A 24,778-nucleotide genomic window follows, 5' to 3' on the forward strand; every position below is an offset into this window, starting at 1 on the left:
CTTCATAATATGTTAAAATATTGACCTACATCAAATTGGTTAGACAGGCTTATGATTTCAGACAAACTTACAACCAAACGTATCCAGTCAGGCGGATGTGCAATCCACTGCCAGGATTGCAGTATTAGTCAGTTGTGTATTCCATTTACTTTGAATGAGTCTGAGCTCGATCAGCTAGATCAAATCATCGAACGCAAGAAGCCAATCCAGAAAGGACAAGAGCTTTTTAAAGCGGGTGATGAACTCAAATCACTTTATGCGATTCGTTCAGGTACCATCAAAAGTTACACCATCACAGAACAAGGTGATGAGCAGATCACTGCCTTCCACCTGGCTGGCGATCTTGTGGGTTTTGATGCTATCAACGAAATGATGCACCCAAGTTTCGCTCAATCACTAGAAACATCAATGGTGTGTGAAATTCCGTTTGAGATCCTTGATGACTTGTCAGGGAAAATGCCAAAACTTCGTCAACAAATTATGCGTTTGATGAGTAATGAGATTAAAGGTGATCAGGAAATGATCTTGCTGCTTTCCAAGAAGAATGCAGAAGAGCGCCTTGCCGCTTTCCTTTACAACCTATCGCTTCGTTTCTCTCAGCGTGGCTTTTCACCTCGTGAATTCCGTCTAACAATGACGCGCGGTGACATTGGTAACTACTTAGGTCTGACTGTAGAAACTATCAGCCGCTTGTTGGGACGCTTCCAAAAGTCTGAAATGCTGAGTGTGAAAGGAAAGTACATCACAATTCTTGATCACGAAGAGTTGGCGCGTCTTGCCGGTGTTAGCAAAAATACTGCTGCATAAATGATTTAGCCGTTACAAAGAAAGTGATACGAGCTTGAGCCGTATCACTTTTTTTATATTTATCGCCTTTCTGAACTCCCCATAACTCCTCCTATACGTTACAGTTAATAGGCCAATCTGATTTATCTACTTGCTTTAAATGGTATTCAGGGCAATAGATAGTATCCTTACTACAGGGATCAGAGACTGGTTTTGATGCCAACACGATTTGTGTAAGGGGGCAATTATGACCAAGTACAATAATATTCTCGTCGTTGCCGATCCGGCTCAGGATCACCAGCCAGCGTTGTCTCGCGCTGTCGATCTGGCCAAAAGATCGCAAGATGTAAAAATCACTCTATTCCTCGCTATCTATGATTTCTCTTATGAGATGACTTCCATGCTCTCTTCCGATGAACGGCTGGCCATGCGTAAAGGTGTGATAGTCCAGAGAGAAGAATGGTTAAAAGATATCATCCGGCCCTATGTGGATGACGGCTTTAACATTGATATCACCGTGGTGTGGCACAATCGACCTTATGAAGCCATCATTGCCGAAGTTTTCAGCAATAGCCATGACCTTCTTATCAAAGCTACACATGATCACGACAAGCTAGGCTCGGTTATTTTCACTCCAACCGATTGGCATTTGTTGCGTAAATGCCCCTGCCCTGTATTAATGGTCAAAGAACACAGCTGGCCGGAAAATGGCAAGATCATTGCCAGCGTAAATCTAGCTGCCGACAGTGAAACCCATGAAAAACTAAACGACACAATAGTGTCTGAAGCGAAAACGATGGCAGAAATACTAGGAGCTGAAGTCAACCTGGTCAACGCCTACCCCGCAACGCCAGTTAACATTACTATTGAGCTGCCCGAGTTTGACCCGGCCTCATATAGTGATGCGGTACGAGGACATCACCTGACTTCCATGAAAGCGCTCCGTCACAAGCACGGATTACCAGAAGAGCAAACCCACGTAATTGAAGGGTTACCTGAAGATGTTATTCCTAGTGTTGCAAAAGATCTGGATGCAGAGCTTGTCATTCTCGGAACAACAGGCAGAACCGGGCTCTCAGCTGTCTTTATCGGCAATACCGCAGAGCATACAATTGACAGCCTTAACTGTGATTTGCTGGCTCTCAAACCCGAAGGCTATGTTAGCCCGTTGAGCCCGCAACCAGAGTAGTAGAACTGACACTTATCAAGCAGCCCCTTTTGGGGCTGTTTTTCTATGCTGACTAATTTAAGAAATAACTTTGATAACCACGTAACGGTCACCACCTTAGAGGAAACATGAAGATATCGATCATTCAAACAGAGGTAAGTTATAAGAATAAACGTGAGAACATCAGCCGTGTATCCAGCTTACTCTCTGCTGCAAAAGAGATTGGTGATCTTGTGTTACTGCCTGAGCTCTTCTCCACCGGTTACATATTTAATGAAGCAAGTGAGATACATGAGTTATCTGAAAAGTTTGCTGGTAGCCAAACTATCGAGTCCTTGCGAAGTCTGGCGAAGAAATTTAATACTGTAATCGTTGCTGGCATTGCCGAGGAAGATAATGGCCAATATTTCAATACTATCGCGGTTATTGATAAGAACGGATTAATCGATAGATATAGAAAGATCAGTCAAACCAATATTGATAGGCAATATTTCTCGAGAGGTAATCAACTCACCACTTTTAAGTACCAAGGTGTTACCTTTGGAGTCGCGATTTGCTTTGATCTTTGGTTTCCGGAGATTGTTCGGGAATACTCTAGACTTGGTGTTGATATCTTATTACACCCTTCAAACTTTGGCGGCGAACAAAGCCTTCAAATTTCGCGGGCTCGCGCTATAGAAAACAGTATGTATGTCGTGACATGTAATCGAGTTGGCTCAGATATTACTAAAGATTTGACAGGTATTTACCGTGGGTGCAGTCAAATCTGCTCTCCTGATGGAAATTATCTCATCAGACTTGGTGATGCACATACACTGGCAACAGTGGAGCTTGATATTGACGTAAGCTCACCCAAACAAGTTATCGCGGTCGACTTGAATCATGAACGTGATTCAATCTTGAGCCAACTAAAAACAAATATAACCAAGCACAATTAAGTTTCAGATACTTCGCGGCTTCTGATACAAGTCAACGCATCACTAACTACTTTTTTATAATCCATGGTGCCAAATACTTTCCCTTCAATTTTATCTGCATATAGATTTAAAAAGTCAGTATCTTCCAATGCTGGAATGCCAGAATACATAACGTAATATGGCAATTCAGACTCATCGATAAACTTTTGCATTCGTTGTGCTATCATGCTTGAAGTTAAACCACCACCACAGACAATAGACATTATTCTTCTGCCATTTATCTCTTCAGTCAAATGACGGTAAAAAAATATGCTCATTATCAGAGAGCCATTTTTCAATAAAGTCAAAATATAATCTTAGGCTGAACATTATCCACTCTAGTACATCCGCTGTTAATTATTGAGAGTATTCTAGAAACTGGCTGATTTTATTACCAGCAAACATATATTGCTGTTCTGTCCAAAGGTGTCCAGCTCCTTCAATAATTTCACACTGAAAATTCAACGCCAATTCAGATAAGTCATTCACAACTTCATCTGCTTTCTTTTGAGCTGTCATATCTTTGTCCCCAAGAATAATTAAAACCGGAGATTTTATGCTACGCAGTTCGTCTACTGTTAGCTGCCTAGGCGTTATTTTACTTATAACTTTACTTCCACTCATCGCCGCAAATAGTAGCTGAAATAATGTGCTCGTGTTATCCACTAATCCGGCCGAATTTTGTTCTAAAAACCGACTTTTTACGGATGGATTTGAAGACCATGAGGCAAATAGTATCTTGAGGATATAGAGAAGGCGTATGCCAGAAACCGTTGCAGCCGGGGCGGTTAATATCAGATTTTTCACTCTATCAGGATAAGAAACGGCAAACATAGACACGATGAAACAACCCAATGAATTCCCACCAATATCGACTTTATCAAGACTTAAACCATCCAAGGTTTCTTTTAACCAAGTACTGCTATCATGGCTGTTGGTCAAGACCTTGTTTGGCTCAGATAAGCCAACTTGATCAATCAGATCGAGACAAAATACCCTTCGATTTTTAACAAGATCGGGAATCATAGGGCCCCACATAGCGCCTGTTGCTTGGGCTCCTGGCAATAAAACAAGTGGCTCACCATTCACCGGACCTGATACGATGGCATGGGTCCTACCAAAACTTGTCTCAACCCATTTATCCTCATACGGTAATGACCAAGTTTTCATAAGACGCTTATAGGCTGCTAGAAAATGTTCTTGAGTTTCCGGAGTATTGAAAATGGAGATGTTAGAGCTCATAGCATTTGAATTCCTTATCATCATAAAATCGGTTGTAATTTATGTGTACTGATTGGAAGTTTCTATTAAGTAATGTTGAATGAACCCGTTAGCAACTAAACAATTTACAGCAACAACTAGTTTATAAGACAAACCCATATTTATATAAAAAGTATATAGCCAAGGTACATTAGATAGAAATTACTCAAAGAAAAAGTGAAGTAAATATAATAAATATCCATTTTTCTTATTGAGATATTCTGGTAGTAATAAATTAGAAAGTGTGAACAAAATCATAATTTAGCACGGATTCTTTCAAATACTTTCTAAAAATAGTGATAAGAATCCGATTTTAATATGCATTTATTGTTATACAATAGTCAAACCAATCATTTAAAATCAGTATCCTCTCCCCTTACGCCCAGGCAAGGAGGAACATACTGAGCAAAGACATTGCTGATTCAAAGCTAGCAATAACAATTTAATCACAAAAGGATAAACTCATGAGGAAAGAGATAATAGCGGCCAGCTTTGTAGTTGGAAGCTTACTATTATCTGGTTGTGCTACAACGCCTAACGAAAACTACACTTATAAGCCAAAGGCGTTATCTCCTAAGTTAGTTGATGCAATGCATAATTTGGCCAAAGAATCTAACAGCGATGATATTAAATTTGAGTTTATCGAGAGCCAATCCCTGTTGATAGTCACTATTATCAACGATGACGATCGTTTTTATTTTGAAACCGGAACTGGCATCGGATATTTTGATGAATTTTGTAATGGGAAAGATCCTTTTTATACTGCCATGCGAGAAAATGGCATAGGGATGCAATTTAACTTAGATGACAATGGTGTCGACTCATATGGCCCTTGGAATTCAGATGCGTGCCCTTCCGACTCACAGGAATAGCCTAACAAATGGAGTTAATAATGCACAAAGGATCGTGTCTTTGCCGTGCCGTGAGATTTGAGGTCTCAAGCTCTCTTGAAACAACCGCAACCGACGCATGTCATTGCAAGCAATGCCGTAAATGGACAGGTCACTTTCTTGCGAGTGTTGAGGTTCCCCGTGATTCCTTGTTAATTAATGGCTCGGAATATATCTCCTGGCATCATTCATCGGAAAAAGTTAGACGCGGATTTTGTTCAAAATGCGGTTCTTCGCTGTTTTTTGATCCCCTCGACACAACAAAGCATAACTGGACCGGTATTGCTTTGGGATCTTTTGATACTCCGACAGAGACAACTCTGGGCCAACACATCTTTGTTGCGGAAAAAGGCGATTACTACGAAATTAACGATGGCTTGCCACAGAATGAATATTAATAGTTAACACTTGTGAGCCCCCAAAATAACAAAGGGCGGCTAAATGCCGCCCTCTCTTCTAACTATCACTAGGCTATACGTTAGTTACATCAATAAACATTGACTCATCAATGTTTGTTGAGGATACCATGGCTTCACTAAAGGCATATTCTGCCCTTTCACCTTCACGGTCCAATGGCAGGTTTACAAAATCAAACAGATCTTTGTCTGCCAGCTGACTTGGGCTAACGTTCTGAATTGACTTAAAGATACTTTCCACACGGCCTGGTGTTTTCTTATCCCAGTCGATCAGCATCGCTTTAATACTCTGACGCTGAAGATTTTCCTGAGAGCCGCAAAGGTTACAAGGAATGATCGGGAAGTCTTTGTGCTCGGCATACTTGATCAGGTCTTTTTCACGGCAGTATGTTAGCGGTCTAATCACAACATTACGTCCATCATCTGAACGTAGCTTCGGTGGCATAGCTTTCAGACGAGAACCATGGAACATGTTAAGGAACATGGTTTCAACGATATCGTCTAAGTGGTGACCTAGCGCGATTTTCGTTGCTCCAATCTTTTCAGCAAACGAATAAAGCGTACCACGGCGCAGCCTTGAGCACAGGCCACATGTTGTCTTGCCTTCAGGGATTTTTTCTTTAACCACTGAGTAAGTATCTTTATCGACGATATAATAAGGAATATTCAGGGTTTCAAAATATTCAGGTAAAATGTGCTCAGGGAAACCTGGCTGTTTTTGGTCAAGATTGACAGCAACGACATCAAATTTAACTGGTGCCGCTTTTTGAAGATTCAAAAGGATATCCAACATCGCAAATGAATCTTTACCGCCACTGATGCATGCCATGACAACATCATTTTCTTCAATCATGTTGTAGTCGATAATGGCATTTCCAACATTTCTCCTTAGACGTTTTTGGAGTTTGTTGAATTCAAGTGTCTCTTTTCTTATATCATTCTGATTCATTGCGACTTCTCACACTGTCGATTAGTTCGACTGTAGATTTCCTAGATGGATTCTTTATAGGGCGTGGATTATACGGATTTTTGTATTAAGTGGGAACACTCTGTGCAGTGATGTCAGCCAATCTCTGGTGACACATGGCAGGATGGACAGTAATTAACACCTTGCTATAGCCTACAGGGAAGCAAAAAAAGAGCCGCAACTGGCGACTCTTCTTGTTCTTTGTATTATCAGCCTGTGTTATTTAAACAAGCCCATAAAAAACAGCTTGATGTAGTCGAACATCCGACTGAAGAAGCTTCCTTCTTCTACGCTTTCCAAAGCTATGAGTGGAACATCATGGATATCTTCACCATCAACTTGGTAGAAAATCTTACCAACTACATCGCCTTTATTGATAGGAGCAACCAAGTCGTCGTTTAGTGCCACGTTTGCAGTTAGCTTTTTAGCATCATTTCGTGACAATGTCACATAGGAGTCTTCCATTGTTCCCAATGAGATACTATCTGTAGCCCCCATCCATACGCGCTCATTGAGCACTTCTTCGCCTTTCTTGTGAGGGGATACAGTATCGAAGAACCTGAAGCCATAGTTAAGCAATTGCTTGCTCTCAGCTTCACGACTTTTCGCACTCTTTGACCCCATCACTACCGAGATAAGACGCATGTCACCCTGGGTCGCAGAACTTGCCAAGCTATAGCCAGCTCCGCTGGTATAACCGGTTTTCATCCCATCAACATTCAAGCTTTTATCCGCCAACAAGCCATTACGGTTGCGTTGCGTAATCTTGTTATACGTAAAGGAACGCTCGCTATACAGCGAATAAATATCAGGTAAATCGGTTATCAGAGCACGGCCCAATAACGCAATGTCATAGGGTGTGGAGTAAAGTTCATTACTATCGAGCCCATGCGGATTGGCAAACGAGCTGTTGTTCATATTCAGCTTCTTGGCCCAGGAGTTCATCAGCCCAACAAATGCACCTTCAGAACCGGCAACATGCTCGGCTATCGCCACACTTGCATCATTGCCTGATTGAATAATCAAACCACGATACAAATCCATCATATTCACTTCGGTATTAACCTCGATGAACATCTTTGACGAATCAGGAAAATTTCTAGCCCAGGCATTGCGGCTGATCACCACTTTGTCATCTTTGCTGATACTGCCGCTCTTCATTTCTTGTCCGGCCACATAGCTTGTCATTAGCTTGGTTAAACTGGCCGGATTAAGTTGCTCATGGGCATTTCTTTCTACCAATACCTGGCCGGTATGGTAGTCCATCAATACATACCCTTTTGCGCCAAGAGTCGGTGCATCAGGTATAACGGTAGGAGCCGCAAAAGTAGCGGACGAGAACAATGCTGCACCCGCAAGTACAACATTTAATTTAAAAATCTTTTGCATGATGATGTAACTAGCCCTCTTTGATGATGCAAGCAGTATAACTAACCGCCTTAGCATTGCTTGCGACCTTTACGAAGTCTTACGATATTGTAAATTTAGTTACACATATCGTTGTCACGACCACTTACCAATACCACACTTACCCTGTGTTTTCAGCACACTTACCAAAATTTGACACGATTGATTAATTAGCTCAGATCTAGGTCAGGCCACTTATTATAAATGGGCAGAAATTGACGCTAATAAACAGAAGTTCAATGAAATGGTACTTGCAGGTATTCGATATCCCCTAAGTACAATCAACCAAATCAAGCGCTTACCATTGGCTAATGGCATAACGATCATGCTACGTCGCACATTTTATTCAGCAATTTTGATTTTTTTCTTCTCATCCCGTGTCTTAATCGATAAAAACTTTTATGCTAGGTGGCAACACTTGGCAAGATGTTTATCTGCCAATTGATGGTCAATATAAGGATTGGTAATGACTTTCTATGAAAAACTAGAGCAACATCAACAGAAACTCTCAAGGCTTTCCCACCTAAGTGCCATATGTGGCTGGGACCAGGCAGCTATGATGCCAGCTGGCGGTAATGAAGCTCGCTCGGAAGCGATGGCTGAACTCGCTGTCATGCACCATGAGCTCGCTACAGCTCCTCACTTGGCAGAATGGTTTGAGCAAGCTGAAGCTGAGTCATTAACCAAAGAGCAGGCCGTAAGCCTGAAAGAAATGAAACGCGGCTGGCAGATGAGTAACTTGCTGCCTGCCGATCTGGTTGAAGAAAAATCACTAGCGGGCTCCAAGTGCGAACACGCCTGGCGATCACAACGTAATGATAATAACTGGCACGCATTCAGTAAGAACCTGGAGAAAGTGGTTGAGCTTTCGCGCCAGGAAGCACAGATTCGCGCCGAGGCTACCGGCTTAAGCCGTTATGATGCCCTGCTCGATATCTATGAGCCAGTAATGACCACCAAAGAACTAGATCAGCTATTTAGTGATGTAAAAAGCTGGCTACCAAGCTTGATACAACAAGTTCAAGAGAAGCAGCAAAGCGAAGCCGTTCTGACTCCCGCAGGCCCGTTTCCGGTTGAACAGCAAAAGGCGCTGAGTCTTGAGGTAATGACCAAGCTTGGCTTTGACTTCAATCACGGCCGACTGGATGTCAGCGTGCACCCTTTCTGCGGGGGTGTTCCAACCGACGTACGTATTACCACCCGCTATGATGAGGAAGATTTCACCTCGGCACTGATGGGTGTGATCCACGAAACTGGGCATGCTCGTTATGAGCAAGGTTTACCCGCACAGTGGCGTGGCCTACCCGTTGGTGAGGCCCGCTCAATGGGGGTTCATGAGTCGCAAAGTCTGTTTTTTGAAATGCAGCTGTCACGTAGTGAAACATTCATCGACTTATTGGCTCCGCTTGCGTCTGATGCTTTTGACCGCCGGAACGATCCTGCACTATCCAGTAACAACTTAACGCTATTTAATACTCGCGTAAAACCCGGCTATATCCGCGTTGATGCTGATGAAGTGACTTACCCTGCTCACGTCATTTTGCGTTACGAAATTGAGCGTGATTTGATTGAGGGTAACATTGAGGTTGCCGATATCCCTGAGCTTTGGGACAAGAAAATGACTGAATATCTCGGGCTGTCGACAAGATGCAATTACACCGACGGCTGTATGCAGGATATTCACTGGACCGACGGCAGCTTTGGGTATTTCCCGTCATATACCTTAGGTGCAATGTACGCGGCTCAGTTTATGGCAGCGATGCACAAAGAAATGAACGTCGAAAACCTGATCCGAGAGCGTAACCTATCGCCAATATTTAACTGGCTTGACCGCCATGTTTGGAAGAAGGCATCGACAGTATCGACCGACCAACTGCTTATTGATGCTACCGGTGAACGGTTGAATGCTAAGTACTTCAAGCAGCATCTTATCGATCGCTATCTAAAATAAGCAGAACGCAGGGGCGATTAGTTTCTGTTAATAATGTTCAGTAATACGCTGTCAACTAAACGAACACACCTTGATTAGTAAGAGTTATACAAATGTCTAATGTCGTTCAGTTCTCTATGTTCAGCGGTAGTAAGAAGACCAACACTACCCCAACTAACAAATCTATTAGCCCTAAAGCTTCAAGGGAACAGGCCGCATTGAAGCAAGACAACCGCTGTTACTTCTGTGGTAAGCGTAAAGAACCTAAAGAGCTTAACTGGCTTAATAAAACTGGTTTTAAGGCAAAGGCTCATGTTATCTGCGGTACTTGTAGTTCTGCTGCTAAGTCACGTTCAATGGATGAACTACGAATAATCCTTGCGCTCAAGGCTATGGATTTCAGAACGGTTAAGATTCAACAGTACCTTGAGTTGAGAGAAAAAGGTGTTCAGATAGACGGTGTACGTGAATACAGATTCTACTTTGAAACTGTAGAGTAATGAGTGAAAGGTAGGTGTCACAATATTTGTGATTGACGATAGCCTGTATGCCGTTCCACCATTGACGGGAAGGTTATTACTGATCAATGAACCTTAACGACAAAGCTCGCTTCGGAGAGTTTTGTCGTTATTGAGTGTTGCACTTAGTCTATCAGTCCAAGATTTTTAATACTGAAATCAGCCATTCGATGTGCTTAATTTTTCTAAAAATTAAGCACATCGTTGCACACGCAGCTCAATGTAATTCATATAAATCCCATTAAAATAGGCTTCAAAATTAGCTGTCTACGCCTCAATATTTTGCTATATATCACATTTCATTGAAAGATTAGATAGCTACGCCCCTTCCACTAACTCCTAATCCGCCCTTGCTCGGGATGATGTTTTGCCAGAATAACAAAGGCAACATTGCCACCAGTTGGAAATAATCCTAGAGCGAGATTGAACCATGACTACAAATGGTCAGACACAGCAATTTGATAAGACGGCTTTTAAAGCGGCTGTAGAAAAGCACCTAACAACGACTTACGCGAACACGCCTACAACGGCGACTTCACGTAGCTGGTATCTGGCAATGGGCCGTGCCTTGGCTGAAATCACTACCGGTAATTTGCTAGAAACTGAGCAGCAACTAGCTGAAGAGAAAGTACGTAGCGTTAACTACCTGTCTCTTGAGTTTCTTATCGGCCGCCTGACAGGCAACAACCTGATCAGCATGGGCCTTTATGAAGACGTTGCTGATGCAATGAAAGAAATGGGCCACAGCCTGACTGATCTACTTGAAGAAGAGCGTGATCCAGCTCTTGGCAATGGTGGTCTTGGTCGTCTGGCTGCATGTTTTATGGACTCTCTAGCGGCACAAGAATACCCTGCTGTAGGTTACGGCCTGCACTATGAATACGGTCTTTTCCGCCAGTCTTTCGTTGACGGCCGTCAAGTAGAAGCCCCTGACGCATGGCGTGGCCTTGAAGGTTACCCTTGGGAAGTGGTTCGTCCTGAACTGAACCAAACTGTTAACCTATACGGTCATGTTGAAGCCTATAAAGATGAAAATGGCAATGCGTGCCGTCGCTGGGTACCAGGCATGACCGTGGAAGGCGTCGCCTGGGATCTGCCGATTGTCGGCTATGATAACAAGAGTGTATACCCGCTTCGCCTGTGGGAATGCCGTTCGCCAGCACCTTTCAGCTTGTCGCGTTTCAACGACGGTGACTATGTGGGAGCCCAATACTCAGCACTAGAAGCTGGCAACGTAACCAAAGTCCTGTACCCAAATGACAACCATGACCAGGGTAAAGCACTGCGTCTGATGCAGCAGTATTTCCACTGTGCCTGTTCAATTGCCGATATTCTGCGCCGCCACATCGGTGCCGGTAACAAGATTGAAGATCTGGCTAAGCTTGAGACTATCCAGCTAAACGATACGCACCCGACTATCGCTATCCCAGAACTGATGCGAATCCTGCTTGACGAATACAAGCTGGGTTGGGATGCCGCGTGGACCATTTCTTCGAAGACATTCGCCTACACCAACCACACCTTGCTGCCTGAAGCACTGGAAACGTGGAGTGAAGCACTGATTGCACAAATGCTTCCTCGTCACATGGAAATCATCTTTGAAATCAACCACCGTTTCATGAAGCTGGTTGAGCAGACATGGCCTGGCAACAATGAAGTGAAGCGCAAGCTTTCTATCATTGAAGAAGGTTCGCAGCGTATGGTTCGCATGGCTAACCTGTGTGTTGTCGGTACCTACGCGGTAAACGGTGTAGCCGCTCTACACTCTGAGCTGGTTAAGCGCGACCTGTTCCCTGAGTTCGACGAGTTGTTCCCGGGCCGCTTGACCAATGTCACGAACGGTGTCACACCGCGTCGCTGGATCAAATACTGTAACCCTGGCCTATCTGCGCTGATCAGCGAGAAGGTGGGTAACGACTGGCCTAACAAACTTGAAAAAATTACCGGTCTTGAAAAGTTCGCAGAAGATAAAGCGTTCCAGAAACGCTACATGGCAGTGAAAAAAGAGAACAAACAACGTCTGGCTGACTGGGTTAAAGAGAACATGGATATCGAGATTGATACCAATGCTATCTTCGACATTCAGATCAAGCGTCTACACGAGTACAAGCGTCAGCACCTGAACCTGCTTCACATTCTGTCACTGTACCATCGTCTGCTGAACGATCCGTCATTCGACATGCAACCTCGCGTATTCTTCTTCGGTTCCAAGGCGGCGCCGGGTTATGCGCTGGCAAAAGATATCATCTTTGCCATCAACAAAGTTGCTGAAAAAGTGAACAGCGATTCTCGCCTCGGCGGTAAGCTGAAAGTGGTATTCATTCCTGATTATCGCGTAAGTCTTGCAGAGATCCTGTTCCCGGCGGCTGATGTTTCTGAGCAGATTTCGACTGCAGGTAAAGAAGCATCGGGTACAGGTAACATGAAGTTTGCCCTAAACGGTGCCCTTACTATCGGTACAATGGATGGTGCAAACGTGGAAATGCGCGAAGAAGTTGGTGACGAAAATATCTTCATCTTCGGCTTGCTGGTTGATGAAGTACAGAAACTAAAAGAAGAGGGTTACGACCCTTACCGTTATTACCATGCTGATAGCTTACTACGCGCAGCACTGGATCTATTGGAAACTGATGAGTTCACACCAGGTAAACCTGGTCAGCTAGCGACGATTCGCCACAACTTGCTAGACGGTGGTGACCCTTACCTGGTACTGGCTGACTTTGCAGACTACGTGAAAACTCACGAGAAAATCGATGTTGAATACCGTAACCAGGAAAACTGGGCACGCAAAGCAATTCTAAATACTGCATTGATGAGCAAGTTTAGCTCAGACCGTAGTATTAGAGACTACGCCAACAACATCTGGAAGCTAAAACCTGTAAACCGTTAATTCACCCCCTTTGGTGATTTAAAGTCTGAATTTTATCAGCAAAAACCTAACATCGAAGCGGCCGCAAGGCCGCTATCGGAGAGAGCAAAGAGGTGACCATGGAAAGTATTAATCTAATTTCTTCAACAATTCGGCGTGTTGATCATAACATCATTATTGAGCTTGAAGATGGCACACCTTTATTTATCCCTAAATCACATCAAGAAAAGCTAAACAACTTTATTGACCACAAAGTACAATTCGGTATTCGCCCCGAATTTATATCTCTTGCCGACGACACCGATGAGCTTAACACTTGCAACGGGTTGTTAACTTCATTGGATGAATATAATGGTGCTCAGTTGCTGAAGTTTAAGATTGCTAAAGAAGAAGTAAGCTCGCGAGTTACAGACAATAGAATTACATCCAACTATATAGGTAAGAAAATTCGTTTCAATTTTGATACTTTCTTTGGCCATATTTTTGAACAAGAAACACAAGTTAATATCACCTTGTGATTTTTGTTATAGACTTTATCTAAAATTACCACATCGCTCACTAAAACCTTTTGCCATAATTTTATCAACAGCCGATACTCGGCTCTAAATATATAGCCCCCCTACACAAACAGCTTGTTAAGTGTCAGGTTATTCTCATGGATTTTTCAAGCTCAAATACCAGGCAATGCCATGATATACCTAGCCCCTTTCAACGTTTTTTGACACACAAATGGGCGTCGGAATGCCGAACCAACTGACTCACTCCCAAAGGGCGAGTTTACTTGGCTTCTATGCGTTGTTACCGATTATTAATTTAGAACCAGACCTTCTAATCGGTGCCTAGGCTACAAGCCAAGTAATTTTCGCTGAAACGAGCATCTTGAGGTAGTTTGACTATAAGAGGCATTGCCTTTTCTAGCAGGTTACCTCAGCTTTATTCTCGCACCAAATTTCTCAGCACATATTTTTGTACTTTGCCTGTCGAGGTTTTAGGAAGCTGGGTAAAAACCACTTTCTTGGGAGCCTTGAAGTGTGCCATCTGTGAGCGGCAAAATTCAATGACTTCTTCCTGGCTCAACACAAACTCTTCTCGAGCTTTGACAAAGGCACATGGTACTTCTCCCCATTTCTCATCAGGCATGGCAATCACTGCCACTTCCTCAATACCCGGATGGCGATACAGTACGTCCTCGACCTCAATACTGGAGATGTTCTCGCCCCCTGAGATAATAATATCTTTTGAGCGATCTTTAATCTCAATATAATTATCCGAGTGCCATACCGCCAGATCACCAGTTCTGAACCACCCTTCAGCCAATGCCTCGTCAGTGGTTGACGGATTTTTAAGATAACCTTTCATCACAATGTTACCCCGTAAGAAAATCTCTCCCATTTCGGCACCGTTTTTGGCTACAGGTTCCATAGTCACAGGATTGGCGACCATCAACTCGCCTTGCATCGGCGAGCGCACTCCCTGACGGGCTTTCATACGAGCCTTTTCCTGGCCACTGAGGTTATCCCAACTTCTTTGCCAGTCACACACTACGCAAGGGCCATAGGTTTCTGTCAGGCCATAAACATGTGTTACTTCTATTCCCATTGTCTCCATGCCTTCAATCACCGAGGCTGGCGGTGCCGATCCTGCTGTCATCGCGTAGACCTGATGATCAATTCCCTGCTTCATGCCATCGTCTGCATTGTTCATCATATTAAGCACAATCGGTGCACCACAGAAATGGGTAACCTTGTGTTCATGGATAGCTGCAAAAATATCATCGGCTCTAACATGGCGCAGGCTGACACTAACCCCTACCGTTGCTGCAATGGTCCAAGGGAAACACCAGCCATTGCAATGAAACATAGGCAGAGTCCACAAGTAAACCGGGAACTGCCCCATTCCCCATGAAAGGATATTACTTACTGCGTTCAAATGAGCTCCACGGTGATGGTAAACAACGCCTTTAGGATTACCCGTCGTTCCAGATGTATAGTTCAATGAAATAGCCTGCCACTCATCAGCAGGAGGTCCGTACAAATAGCCCTCATCACCACCGCAAATGAATTCTTCATAGGTCAGAGGGGAGATCAGTGAGCCCTGTTGATATAGCGGATCATCAATGGCGATCACCAATGGCTTATGAGCGATCATTTTCAGCGCTTTATTGACGACATCGGTAAATTCGCGGTCAACAATGACCACTTTGCTTTCCGCATGCTGAAAAATAAATGCCATTGCATCGGCATCAAGGCGGGTATTGATGGCATTTAGCACAGCTCCTGACATTGGTACACCGAAATGTGCTTCAAACACCTCAGGAATATTAGGCGCTACCACTGAGACAGTATCACCTTCACGAACCCCCTGTTTGTTAAGTGCTGAAGCCAATTGGCGGCAACGTGATTCAGTTTCCTTCCATGTCCGTACAATAGGGCCATGAACAATGGCGGTATAATCCGGATACACACTGGCAGCACGCTCTAAGAAACTAAGCGGGCTGAGGCTTTCATAATTTGCAGGCGTTTTATCGAGGCCAATTTCATAAATATTGTGTTTAGACATATGTGTTCTTCCTTGATAGCCGGCCCCCTAGCCTGGAGCCGGAACTCAAACTGATAGAAAAGTGATAAAAGGTTAGTTTTCTACTATTTCAATAGGCTCTTCTTCAACCGTGTCATCAGCACTTTGACGCTTGCTACGCCACTCAATAAGAAGGTACAAGACAATGCCGGCCAGTAAGCCAAAACCCGCACCGTAAACCGCCAACACCACACCCATAGTTCCTGCCACACCCATCTGGGTGGCATTACGTACCTGCTCGACACCCACCGAAATACACAGATATCCGGTGATCAGCAAAGTAATAGACAAAGCAATTGGCAATACAGGTTTGAACAAGGTGATCAATGGCAGCGCAAACAAGGCCATAAACCCGACAATCCAAAATATCCCTGCTCCGCTATAAATACTGTCCATTGCCTTGCGGCCATGTCGGTAGCGCTCAGCAATCGTTGCCATCGCTCCGGTAAATAACGGGCCGGCTAACCCTGGATACGGGGCAAAAAAGGAGTGGATCAGGTTTCTGAGGGCCGTTACCAGGTGCACCCTGTCAACATTGACCTCGATATGCTCATCAGGTCGAAGGTGATCAACACGATCTAGCAGACTTTTCCCGACAATAATGTCACCGAACGCTATCACGTAGGCGATTAGAGCCGTTGGCACAGCCAACCAAAGCATTTCCAGCGACGGTAGTCCTACTGTAAAGGGCAAGTAATTGATCATGTCACCAAATGCCGGGGCAGAAAAACCAAACTCAACCGCTGGCAATGGGTATTCACTGACAATCCAGCCAACTGCCATTGCTACCAATGTGCCGGGAACCATGCCATAGCCAGCAATGACCTTGGCCCATTTATGTTTATTGACATAATCACGGAAATTAAGCGAAAACAGAACGTACGCCGTGACGATAAAACCAATGATTAATGACACGGGCGTATTCGCCAGGCGCCCTCCTTCACTGATCTCGCCGGTAATAGCGGCAATCCCGGCACCGATCAAGATCCCGGCTTTGATTGAGTCGGGGAACAACTCGACCAGCTTGCTACCCAACCGGGTGATCCCGAGAATGAAGAAAATAGCGGTAACTATCAGTTGCAGTCCCATCAAAGCGCGGATTGATTCTGGCCCCGGCTCGAAATTACCCAGAAATAACAGTACAACCGGGATGGCTGGAGTGATCCAACCAGGAACCATTGGGACCCCCAACAGGTTGGGTAACATAAATCCAATCCCGCATACGACCACATAGGCAAGCGCAACGTCATAGGGCAGACCAAGATACTTCTCCAAAAGCGGGATCATCGCCATACTTACGACGAACATGATCATGCCTTGGATTGTTTCTGCAAGCTCCCAACGGTAATGAATAAAGGGAAGACGTACTTTAAAAGGCCCTGCTGGCCAGTAAGGTTGTTCTTTTCCATGTGAGCGTTTAATCACCGACATAGTCTCTCCTGTTGTGTTGGCTTATATTATTTACCTCACAACAAGAGCAATGATGATGCCAATGTGAACAAATTGTAAAAACAAATATTTTCCAACTGGATGCGATCTGAAAAGCACATCCAAACAACGATATCAAGACGCTGATTAAAAAGGATTTTAAACCAGAAACGCCATTTTAAAACGATGAGATAGGCCTAGCGAAAATTGTTACCAACTAGTAAAAGCCAAATTTACTTACCCATTAGGAGCGCGCGACGATGAGCGCCTAGCGCCCGACATGAGCGCTTTCCGCTCCTAGCCGCCTTTAAGAGCGCTCCTCTGATCGCTGCTGCCAGCAACACTGGTTTCTACAACGCTTTCAATAACATTAGGTAATTCATAGGGCGAATAAAATTTCCATTTTCCCAATGTCCGTGTAGCTGGAGAATAACGCCCGTCTGCAACGGTCTCTCCTATCGCCTGAACCTGAAGGATGCGATGGGTACGAGGATCAATGACGGACTGAAAGCCTTCAGGATCTTCAGGTAACGAAAACGAGAGCCCGCTAAGTGATAACCGGACTCCCTCAACGGTTTTCTCTTGCGCCTGTTTCCAGGCTGTAGCGAGCGCGGTTATCACTGCATAAGCATCTTGTGCAATGAATGTCGGATAACGCCCGGCCCGGCGGTAAAACTCGCCAACATACTCCCGGTTAGCCTCGGTGGCCGGCCAGTTCACATGTGACCGCGCCGAAAGCACCAACCCTTCAGGAAGGGCGTCACCCAGTCGAGACAGAACAAAATAGCCCCCTCCGGTATCAAAATTAACAAACCGGGTCCGGCTAAACAGTCCTGCCAGCTGAGCCTGCTCAATGAAGCTTACCAAGTCACGAGTCCAGTGACCGCTGACCACAATATCCGGAGGATCAGCCAATAAGGCATCAATGTAGCGGCTATAATCTTTCTCGCCATGCAAACTGTAAAACTCATCTTTTACTTGGTAATCCACATCTAGCGTATCAAGTGCTGTCACCATTTTTTGCCAGATCTGATGTCCGTATTCATAGTCAGGGCCAATATAAGAAAGGGTTTTCCACCTCCATTCATCTTTGATGTCTTGAAGGTACCTGGCCCCGGCCCCGCTCGATTGGCTGGCGTCGTTGTTTAAATGAAAATACCACGGATGAAGTGCATCTTCGGTTAAACGGGGAGTACTGTGCCCGGCACCGAGGAATAAAGTCTGACTTTCAAATGCCAACTTGGAAGTTTCCAGCGCAATATTAGAGTTCACCACGCCGCAAAGCACGTCCACCTGTTCATTCTCAATAAACTGCAGGGCAATTTCCCGCGAACGATATTGCTTGCCCATTGTATCGGCCACGGTAACTCGTATCGTTGGTGCACTAGGATCGGTTTTGAGCTTATCTAACGCCATTTTAATCGCCACAACCGCATCACTTCCCCAGAGAGCGGATGGCCCGGTAAGCGGATACAAGCAGCCAATATCTAAATCAGCCGTGTCCTTGTCACTGCCAAGTACCACTTCCGCAACTGTCGTTGTACTCCATAACCAACCCAGTACTAACCAAGAAGTCCATTTCATGACTGGATCCCCAGTTTTTGCAGGCGGCGCTTAAGGGCATGACGGGAGATCTGTAACAGCTTAGCAGCATTGCCTTTATGACCTCCTGTTTCACGTAGTGCATGAAGGATTATTTTCTTCTCCTCATTGGCAAGATGGCTGACGACCGGATTACTAACCGCCACAGCATCAGAGGCTAATTGCCCACAAGGGGCGACATCGGTTTGTGGTTGGATACTGGTGCGAGTTGCAGCACTTACCTCTTGCAGGCTGCTCGCTTCATCCCTGACGATCTGCCAGTCTGGCGGTAGCATCTCGATTGTGATCACCTGTCCGGGATAGAGCACCGACAAACGTTCAATGAGGTTTCTCAACTCACGAATATTACCCGGCCACGAGTACTGGCAGAAAGCCTCGGTAACAGTCTCTGCAAAGAACAGTGCTTTACCGCTACATCGAAAACGATCTGCAAAATAGGCCATCAACAGGGGAATATCTTCCCGTCGCTCAGACAATGAAGGAATATGTACAGGCATTACATTTAACCGGTAGAAGAGATCAGAGCGGAACCTTCCCTCTTCCATAGCATTACGAAGATGCAGGTTGGTTGCCGCTATGACCCGCACATCAGCCTGCTTCTCGGTAGCGGAGCCAACCGGACGATAACGCTGGTTCTCAAGAAAAGACAATAGCTTAGCTTGTGTCGGCAACGTTAGCTCACCCACTTCATCAAGAAATAACGTCCCACCGTCGGCCGCTTCAATCAACCCGCCCCGGCTACGGTGCGCACCCGTATATGCCCCTTTTTCGGCACCAAACAATTCCGCTTCCAGTAAGGCTTCTGGCAAAGCCGCACAATTGACCTCAATAAACGGCTTGTTGCCAAGTTGGCTCTGCCTATGTAACTCTGATGCGGCCGCCGTTTTACCGGTACCCGACTCCCCCAGCAGCAAAATAGTCCTAGTATGACTATTGGCGATCAATGTCAGCTCTCGTGCCAATTTTTCCATTACTGGACTTTGTCCAATTAACCCGCAAGTGTGACGTACTGCTTGTGTTTCTGCCAAGCACAGAGAGACACTTTGCCTAAGCTGGGCAACATCGAAGGGCTTAGTTACAAAATCTGAAGCCCCCATTTTCACTGCCTCGACCGCAGTGCTGATATCGCCATGCGCAGACATCATCACTATTTTGCTGTCAGCCAACAATGTGCACAACCGACTCAGCGGCTGAAGACCGTCACTATCTGGCAGCCTTAAATCAAGCAATATCATAAACGGACGCAGAGCATGAGCGGCAGCTAGTCCCTCAGCCGCATCATGAGCTAGCGCGATTTCATAGTCCTGACTTTTCAACGCAATTTTCAATGAACGCGTTAAGTTCACTTCATCATCAATAATTAACAGTGTTGGTTTCTGGCTCACAAATAAAGTCCTTTTCAAACCTCATAGTAACTGTTGTTCCATGTCCGGGCTTGCTGTCAAAACCGAGCTCAGCATGATTCTGCTTCGCCAGGCACAAGGACACCGCCAGCCCCAAGCCTGTCCCTGTTGTTTTGGTGGTATAAAATGGCTCAGTCACCATCGCTAATTGCTTTTCTGTCATACCTTCGCCGGTATCTTTCACCATGACACAAAGGCCTTTTGAACCCACAGTAAACGACATCTTCACTTCACCTCCCGGTGAAGTGGCCTCAACCGCATTAATGAGCAAATTCATTAAGATCTGCTGAAGCTGTCCAGCATCAGCCATCACTGCATAAGGGCAACATTCGTCAGTGCTTAGTAGCACCCCTTTATCTTTGGCTAGCGGGGAAACCAGTACATGAAGACGATGCAATAACCCCGAGAGTAACACCGGCTCACCATTAGGCTGCGGCGGTAAGGCATAATCCAGTAAGTTACTGATCAAATGATTGATCCGGTCAATTTCCGTCACCATCATGTCACGAAGCTCCCGATTTTCATCATCCTGCTCCGGCAGTGCTTGAACACACACCTTGATTGTTGCCAGTGGATTGCGAATTTCATGTGCTATCCCGGTAGCAAACTCCCCCCAAACGGCTTTGCGTTCCATATCGCTTTGCGCAATAAGCAGTGCATTCAAGCGAGAGGTCATCTGGTTAAAAGCTGTCGCCAGCAAAGTGATCTCGTCATTGCCCTTCGGGGTGATACGTGTGTCCCATTGCCCCTGTGAGATTGCATCCGCAGCATGGATCAACGGTACAACCCGTCCCCTGATCCGTAGCACTACCAGATAAAAGAAAACACAGACGCCAACCACCGAAAGTATCGCCATCAAAGCAAGCAATAATCGCTGCTGATTGGTTCCCAACGAAGGTAAGACACGCGGGATCATCGCCAGCGTCCAGCCGCCCCATAGCGGTAACGATATGATCTCCTCAGGCAAACTGTCTCGCCAACGCCCCAATGAATCAAAACATCCCAATGCCTCAACCCAAAGGCATGACTGAGCTCCCCCTTCGGGCATAATCGGCGGCAAATGCTGCGTCAAACTCGCTAGCCGAATCTGAAAAGCAATAAACCCCGGAGACACTTCACCCGGCAAATTGGCACTGAGCGGAAAAGCCATAAGATACCAGCCTGATTGTGCAGTCATCGGTTTTTGCGGCCCTAGCAACAAAGCCTCCCCATACGGGAACCGGGGAAGAGTCGCTATGTTGAGATCACCTTCTCCCCAGTAAGGGTAGCCACTGGCACTCTGGCCAGGGAAAGCCCGCTTCAACTGCCAATGGCGGTCAAACAGTATGGCACCATAAATTTCTGGGCGGTCAATATCAAAATAGATGAGGTTTAATACCTGACGAGGCAGGGTAAGCGCAGGCTCAGGTTGCAGCAGTTGATTGATGCCGGGCAACTCGCTGATTGCCCGCAGTGCATTACGATGCTGGCGCATCATGTATTCCATACTGCTTTGAGTCTGCTGCAGTTGCAATGTATCCTGCTGCGCATCCATATATTTAAGCAGGTTCGCTGTCAGGGAATCATATAACACAGCCGTGATTGTTAAAGGTAGAATGGCGACTAATAGCGAGAAGGCCAAATAACGCCTTACCAAGCTATTTTTCCAAAATCCTATTTTGGCTTGCTGGCGCATCATACTACTGACCTCAAACAAAGATGGCTGGTTAGACTCCCCCTTTACTTTCTAAGGATAACAAGTTGTAAAGTAGGTTGTTATTAGCGATTGGTCTAAGTTCGATTCATTGATTTACTGTGTATTTCTTCACATACGTCTGTACTGTCTCCTTAAACCACATTTTATTAATATAACTCATTTTAATTCAGAGACTTGTCAGGCAAAATTTATGCAGATTTGATTACGGAGGCAAACATGCAGAACTATCAACGGCTCAAGCAACGGTAAAGAGCCGAGCGCGACTCATACAGCCAAGCACTTGCTATCAGAATTCATCGGGCGTTAAGTTGGTTAGACAAAGCAGAACAATGCGATGATGACGATTCAAAATTCACTTTTCTCTGGATTGCATTCAACTCAGCTTACGCACAAGATTTTGAGCAAAGAATTAATTTTAGCGAGAAAGGCTTATATCAGGAATTCTTAAGTAAACTAGTGAACATTGATGACCACAACAAGCTTTCAGGTATCGTTTGGTCGCAGTACGCCGGTGCAATACGCCTCATCTTAAGCAATGAGTTTATTCTGCAAGCATTCTGGGATTACCAGTCTGGTCGAATCCCCGAAGAAAAATGGAAAGAAGAACGGTCAAAAGCCAAGGTGGCTGCCAATAACGCTCTCGGAAATAGCGACACTTCAACCGTACTCGCTATCCTATTTGCACGTCTTTACACGCTTCGTAACCAGATTATCCACGGAGGCGCAACTTTCGGTAGCTCTGCAAACCGTAAACAACTACGAGATTGTACCTTTGTACTTGAGCAAATCGTACCAACTATTATTGAATTAATGATGGATGGAAAAAGTGAACTATGGGGCGAGCCTGTTTATCCATTAATCGAAAATTAGGTTTAAAAAAAGCCAGCTCGCTTGAGCTGGCAGTTCTAAATCAAATCCTAACAATAGACGGCTTGATTACTTTATTGGTTTTAGTATTTAAATAACCATGCAACAGTACAGCATCTATTATACCACTCATATTACAACTGCTATTATGTCTAACATGCTGCTGAGTATCGAACTCATCTCCTAACTTAACAGGCTGAATTTCATACATAGGATAAGCGATAATAAAGCGAGAGAATAATAAGTCAAACAACTTCACAACTCCGGCTATATCAGGATTAGTTCCATTTACAACTTCATTTTTTGCATAATCCCAAAGATTGCCGATATTTTTATCTTGAATACCACATGAAATTAAACCTTTAGGAGAGCTATCTTTAAAAATACCACTTAATGAAGATTTTGTTTGTTCTGAAAACTCACTATAAACATCTTGAACCTTAATATCTTCTGAAAAATTTTCTCTATACCATTCTAGTTTTTCGTCTGTTCGTTCGTGTTTATTCTCGGATGTAGCAAGCAAGTCATTTACTGACTTTACCTCACCATTTAACCTGACAATTTCTAATTCTTTTTCTTTTACTAAATGTTGAAGCGAGTATATTTTTGACTCCAACATTTCAATTTTTGAGATATTATCGGTAATTTCGTTATCTTTGCCAAGGAGCAGCGCTTTCAGCTTCTTAATAAACCCTTGCATTTCTTCGCTTTCCTTTTTAAGTATTTGATTTTCTCTAACCAAACAATCATTATCTACTTCTACATTTGAAGTGCTATTCTGATTAGAAACAAATCGTTTACTATCATTTTTATTACCAATAATTATTGACTTGATCTTCTCTTGAACTTGTGAATCATTAAGCAATTCTAAAATAACGTTCACATCCATGCTATTTACCTTTATTTATTTGATAACTTTCTTTCTGTAGCTCCCTTGTCTTTCTTCTAAAGAAAGTCTGCAAACTGTCAGTTGCCATCTCATTGTTAACTAGTTCTTCATCCTCTTTTTCATCTTTTGCAACTGGAAAGCGGTAAGGTTGCTTAACAATGTCAATATCGATGTGAGGATAAGTATTTATAAAACAACCACCCGTCAGATGTTCAAATACCAGGCTTTCTAGTTCAGAATGATTAGAAACGAATTCATCAGCAATATTAATTTCAGGGTCTATGCTAAAGCTTTCATTATCAGAAAAAATGATAAAAGAAAGTAACTCATCAGCTTCATATTCCACCTTCTGCTTAAATATCGGCCAAAAGTCAGCTATAGGGATAGATACTTCACCCCTGACTCTTATGGGCTCAAGCTCCCCTCCGATAATACGGCTGACATTAACCATATTATTTGTTGCTTGAATACAGTAATCATTCATGCCTATTAACCTTTTAAACCCATTACTTTATCTTCGATTTGCTCGAACGTTAATTCTGGTTCTAATTTTTGATAAGCAGAAACCAGTGCATCACTATGTTTATCGCTTTCATCAATGCTCAGTTCATCATTCAGATAAAGTTCATAATCACTAATGTTTAGCTCTTTTTCTTTGTATACTTTAATTGTTCCTATGATTTCTTCTGCTGTTAGTTGTTGTTTAGCAACCTCAGCCATAAACTCTGTCGTCACGACTGTATCTAGCTTTTCATTGATACCCTTTAGAGTGATTGAAGCGCCAATAGCAGAACGTGCGAGTAGTTCTTTCTCATCAAGACTATTAAACTTTTCTTTATCCAAAGTAACTTCATTTCGGAGATGATTGATATATTCATTGATGGAATCAAAATCCTCTGCCTTTTTATCGCTCAGCATAGCTTTTTCACCAAGTTCTTCGAGGTTTTCTCCAGGCTTGATGATGCCTAACGAAATACCTACAGCTTTAATTGCCTCTCCAACTTTAGTCGCAAGCTCAACCCCTAGCTTTGCAATTGAGGTTGCCGTATCAGCAACAAAACCACCAACTTTTGACATGGCGCTACTAATTGCGCTACATGCACCACTTACGATGCTACAAAAACCACTAAATAAGCCCATCTTCTTTTC

General features: G+C 44.2%; 22 protein-coding genes. 10 read left to right on the top strand and 12 right to left on the bottom strand.

What is annotated here, in order from left to right; all coding sequences use genetic code 11:
• Positions 1–51: 51 nt before the first annotated feature.
• The 3 genes from BIT28_RS26860 to BIT28_RS26870 all read left to right on the top strand — a co-directional run bounded on the left by BIT28_RS26860 (position 52) and on the right by BIT28_RS26870 (position 2,892).
• Positions 52–807 carry a fumarate/nitrate reduction transcriptional regulator Fnr gene (locus tag BIT28_RS26860; RefSeq protein WP_075768028.1) on the top strand — a complete coding sequence of 252 codons (756 nt, stop codon included), beginning with the start codon at positions 52–54 and terminating at the stop codon, positions 805–807.
• A 226-nt stretch (positions 808–1,033) separates the two neighbouring features.
• A complete protein-coding gene (uspE, locus tag BIT28_RS26865) occupies positions 1,034–1,975 on the top strand; it encodes a universal stress protein UspE (protein ID WP_075768029.1) in 942 nt (313 codons plus the stop codon).
• Positions 1,976–2,082: 107 nt separating this feature from the next.
• On the top strand, positions 2,083–2,892 hold the full coding sequence (locus tag BIT28_RS26870; protein ID WP_075768030.1) for a carbon-nitrogen hydrolase family protein: 810 nt from the start codon (positions 2,083–2,085) through the stop codon (positions 2,890–2,892).
• On the opposite strand, the gene BIT28_RS26875 is transcribed toward BIT28_RS26870, so the two are convergent.
• Both BIT28_RS26875 and BIT28_RS26880 read right to left on the bottom strand, forming a co-directional pair.
• A complete protein-coding gene (locus BIT28_RS26875) occupies positions 2,889–3,188 on the bottom strand; it encodes a PTS sugar transporter subunit IIB (protein WP_139310525.1) in 300 nt (99 codons plus the stop codon). The two genes, BIT28_RS26870 and BIT28_RS26875, sit on opposite strands and share 4 nt — an antisense overlap.
• A 79-nt stretch (positions 3,189–3,267) precedes the next feature.
• A complete protein-coding gene (locus BIT28_RS26880; RefSeq protein WP_075768032.1) occupies positions 3,268–4,152 on the bottom strand; it encodes an alpha/beta fold hydrolase in 885 nt (294 codons plus the stop codon).
• A 482-nt stretch (positions 4,153–4,634) separates the two neighbouring features.
• Between BIT28_RS26880 and BIT28_RS26885 the strand changes: the two genes are divergently transcribed.
• Entirely contained in the window at positions 4,635–5,042 is a 408-nt protein-coding gene (locus BIT28_RS26885) for a hypothetical protein (protein WP_075768033.1), read from the top strand.
• A 20-nt stretch (positions 5,043–5,062) separates the two neighbouring features.
• Positions 5,063–5,458 carry a GFA family protein gene (locus BIT28_RS26890; protein WP_075768034.1) on the top strand — a complete coding sequence of 132 codons (396 nt, stop codon included), beginning with the start codon at positions 5,063–5,065 and terminating at the stop codon, positions 5,456–5,458.
• 73 nt (positions 5,459–5,531) lie between these two features.
• Here BIT28_RS26890 and ttcA read toward each other — a convergent pair whose 3' ends face one another.
• Entirely contained in the window at positions 5,532–6,425 is an 894-nt protein-coding gene (ttcA, locus tag BIT28_RS26895) for a tRNA 2-thiocytidine(32) synthetase TtcA (RefSeq protein WP_075768035.1), read from the bottom strand.
• A gap of 237 nt (positions 6,426–6,662) precedes the next feature.
• Positions 6,663–7,832 (bottom strand): D-alanyl-D-alanine carboxypeptidase family protein, encoded by a 1,170-nt coding sequence (locus BIT28_RS26900; RefSeq protein WP_075768036.1) that lies wholly within the window; start codon positions 7,830–7,832, stop codon positions 6,663–6,665.
• 484 nt (positions 7,833–8,316) lie between these two features.
• Here BIT28_RS26900 and BIT28_RS26905 point away from each other — a divergent pair, with 484 nt between their 5' ends.
• The 4 genes from BIT28_RS26905 to BIT28_RS26920 all read left to right on the top strand — a co-directional run bounded on the left by BIT28_RS26905 (position 8,317) and on the right by BIT28_RS26920 (position 13,685).
• Complete coding sequence (locus BIT28_RS26905) at positions 8,317–9,801, top strand: carboxypeptidase M32 (protein ID WP_075768037.1); 1,485 nt, start codon at positions 8,317–8,319, stop codon at positions 9,799–9,801.
• Positions 9,802–9,893: 92 nt separating this feature from the next.
• A complete protein-coding gene (locus BIT28_RS26910) occupies positions 9,894–10,280 on the top strand; it encodes a hypothetical protein (protein WP_075768038.1) in 387 nt (128 codons plus the stop codon).
• 448 nt (positions 10,281–10,728) lie between these two features.
• Positions 10,729–13,188, top strand: coding sequence for a glycogen/starch/alpha-glucan phosphorylase (locus BIT28_RS26915; protein ID WP_075768039.1), 2,460 nt, complete (start codon positions 10,729–10,731; stop codon positions 13,186–13,188).
• A gap of 98 nt (positions 13,189–13,286) precedes the next feature.
• The gene (locus BIT28_RS26920) at positions 13,287–13,685 is read left to right on the top strand and encodes a hypothetical protein (RefSeq protein ID WP_075768040.1); all 399 of its coding nucleotides are present in this window, start codon (positions 13,287–13,289) and stop codon (positions 13,683–13,685) included.
• Positions 13,686–14,100: 415 nt separating this feature from the next.
• Here BIT28_RS26920 and BIT28_RS26925 read toward each other — a convergent pair whose 3' ends face one another.
• The 5 genes from BIT28_RS26925 to BIT28_RS26945 form a co-directional block, all read right to left on the bottom strand.
• A complete protein-coding gene (locus BIT28_RS26925; protein ID WP_075768041.1) occupies positions 14,101–15,726 on the bottom strand; it encodes an acyl-CoA synthetase in 1,626 nt (541 codons plus the stop codon).
• Between the two features lie 72 nt (positions 15,727–15,798).
• Complete coding sequence (locus BIT28_RS26930) at positions 15,799–17,175, bottom strand: solute carrier family 23 protein (protein ID WP_075768042.1); 1,377 nt, start codon at positions 17,173–17,175, stop codon at positions 15,799–15,801.
• 294 nt (positions 17,176–17,469) lie between these two features.
• Positions 17,470–18,756, bottom strand: coding sequence for an ABC transporter substrate-binding protein (locus tag BIT28_RS26935; RefSeq protein WP_075768043.1), 1,287 nt, complete (start codon positions 18,754–18,756; stop codon positions 17,470–17,472).
• Positions 18,753–20,159: a sigma-54-dependent transcriptional regulator gene (locus tag BIT28_RS26940; protein WP_075768044.1), complete on the bottom strand. Its 1,407-nt coding sequence runs from the start codon at positions 20,157–20,159 to the stop codon at positions 18,753–18,755. Before BIT28_RS26940 ends, BIT28_RS26935 begins: the two co-directional genes overlap by 4 nt.
• The gene (locus BIT28_RS26945; RefSeq protein WP_075768045.1) at positions 20,128–21,855 is read right to left on the bottom strand and encodes a sensor histidine kinase; all 1,728 of its coding nucleotides are present in this window, start codon (positions 21,853–21,855) and stop codon (positions 20,128–20,130) included. The genes BIT28_RS26940 and BIT28_RS26945 overlap by 32 nt, the downstream gene beginning before the upstream one ends.
• Positions 21,856–22,329: 474 nt before the next feature.
• On the opposite strand from BIT28_RS26945, the gene BIT28_RS26950 reads away from it, so the two are divergent.
• Positions 22,330–22,743 (top strand): hypothetical protein, encoded by a 414-nt coding sequence (locus tag BIT28_RS26950; protein WP_342743796.1) that lies wholly within the window; start codon positions 22,330–22,332, stop codon positions 22,741–22,743.
• A 40-nt stretch (positions 22,744–22,783) separates the two neighbouring features.
• Here the strand turns inward: BIT28_RS26950 and BIT28_RS26955 are convergent, their stop codons facing one another.
• From BIT28_RS26955 to BIT28_RS26965, 3 genes are read right to left on the bottom strand one after another with little or no spacing between them, the layout of a single operon-like run.
• Positions 22,784–23,629, bottom strand: coding sequence for a hypothetical protein (locus BIT28_RS26955; protein WP_075768046.1), 846 nt, complete (start codon positions 23,627–23,629; stop codon positions 22,784–22,786).
• A 1-nt stretch (position 23,630) separates the two neighbouring features.
• Positions 23,631–24,113: a hypothetical protein gene (locus tag BIT28_RS26960; protein ID WP_083652178.1), complete on the bottom strand. Its 483-nt coding sequence runs from the start codon at positions 24,111–24,113 to the stop codon at positions 23,631–23,633.
• A 5-nt stretch (positions 24,114–24,118) separates the two neighbouring features.
• On the bottom strand, positions 24,119–24,769 hold the full coding sequence (locus BIT28_RS26965; RefSeq protein WP_245823915.1) for a hypothetical protein: 651 nt from the start codon (positions 24,767–24,769) through the stop codon (positions 24,119–24,121).
• Positions 24,770–24,778: the final 9 nt, after the last annotated feature.

Origin of the sequence: Photobacterium proteolyticum (assembly GCF_001939735.1) — a bacterium.
In the GTDB taxonomy this organism is placed as follows: Bacteria; Pseudomonadota; Gammaproteobacteria; order Enterobacterales; family Vibrionaceae; genus Photobacterium; species Photobacterium proteolyticum.